Origin of the sequence: Ectobacillus funiculus, from assembly GCF_004138295.1 — a bacterium.
GTDB classification, from domain to species: Bacteria; Bacillota; Bacilli; order Bacillales; family Bacillaceae_G; genus Ectobacillus; species Ectobacillus funiculus.
Window position 1 is genome coordinate 1 of sequence record NZ_SCFM01000121.1, and the last position, 1569, is coordinate 1569.

At 40.0% G+C, this 1569-nt stretch carries 1 protein-coding gene and 1 pseudogene; both read left to right on the forward strand.

The window, feature by feature from the left end; translation table 11 throughout:
* Positions 1–249, forward strand: a pseudogene (locus tag EP737_RS25875) (sugar ABC transporter substrate-binding protein); the annotation flags it as partial.
* Between the two features lie 853 nt (positions 250–1102).
* Positions 1103–1569 (forward strand): ABC transporter substrate-binding protein (locus EP737_RS25120; RefSeq protein WP_129732141.1); only part of this gene is annotated, 467 nt, incomplete at its 3' end.

Here is a 1569-nt window from a genome sequence, read left to right on the forward strand (position 1 = left end):
GTATCCTCTAAAGTAGCGGACGCTATCAAGCCTGAGCTAAGTGAAGAAGCAAAGAAGGTTTTTGAATATGTAGAACAGGCTTCGCAGCACGCAAGTGAAGCAGATCCGCCTGATCCGCTTGGAAGTGCGGAAGTAATGAAAGCGCTTAAAGATATTTCGGATCAAATTTTATTCAAGAAAATCACACCTGAAGAGGGTGCGAAGAAATTTAGAGAGCAAGCAAACGAAATTCTAGCTAGAAACAAGTAATAGAGACAGTGACGAGAGAGCACGAAGACTGCAAAAGATAATAGTTTTCGTGCTCTTTTTTCTGATTTTGATAGTTTGTGAATCACATCTGGTGAAATAAATGGATGTGCTTGTATTTCTTTACTCACAAGGAAGTAGACAAATGATGAGGAAAAAGTCAAAAACGTTAACACGTTTTGAAGTGTAACATACACGTACAGAGCCAACGATGCTAATGTAGCTGATCTTGATAGAGACAGTGAGTATGAAGTGATTTTAAAATAGAACCGACAGGAGGTTATAAAGGCCTTTGATGGACAAGCAGGGCAGCTTGAGATTAGTATGACTGGTTCCCTTAAGGATGGCAGTATATTCAAGGGAAGCAGTAGCCTGAAGGTCACAAAATAACAGTGGTTTCTGTCTTACAATCAGTGAATGTGAAGGGGAAATAGCGGAGAACGCTATTTCTCTTTTTACTTTAAGACAGTATAAATTTCTAGCAGGAAGCCAATTTGACATAGCGAGAAACTTTAGGAATACAGTATAAAGGCAACTACACCTCTGCCGTCACCCAAGGGCAGGGCCCGACAATCGGCGAGTTTCCTTGGCCACTTCATCTCTATTAAACAATGATGTTAAGATACACAATTTCCACCAATCCATACAATATTGGCTATGATTGGGGATAATATTACAAATGCTAATGGAATAAACAGGTTCATTAAATGAAAAGCTTCCGATGCCAAAAAGGTGATGACATCCCTGTTTTTTAAACAATCATGTCTAGTTTTTCAATTTTAGATTTGCTGGAAATAACCTAAAATAATACATGTAAGCACTTTCACTAAAGACAAAACGAGGGAGAGGGACGGTAATGAAAAAGCTGTTGTTATCCACCATATGTGTGGGTTTGTTAGGAGCATTTGCAGCAGGCTGTAGCTCAAAGAATGAAGAAACAGCAGGCAAAAGCGGCAAAGAAGAAGCGATTACATTACGTGTAGCCTGGTGGGGCGGGCAACCACGACACGATTATACAATGAAAGTTATTGAAATGTATGAAAAGGAACATCCAAATGTTCATATTGAAGCGGAGTTTGCTAACTGGGATGATTATTGGAAGAAGCTCGCGCCTATGGCTGCGGCAAACCAGCTGCCTGACGTGATGCAAATGGATACAGCTTATTTATCGCAATACGGTGAAAAAGGGCAACTTGAGGATTTAACGCCTTATACAAAGGACAAAACAATTGATGTAAGCTCAATTGATTCAAACAAGCTATCAGGCGGCATGATCGGCAAGAAGTTATATGGTTTCTCCTTAGGTTCCAACGTGTTATCTGT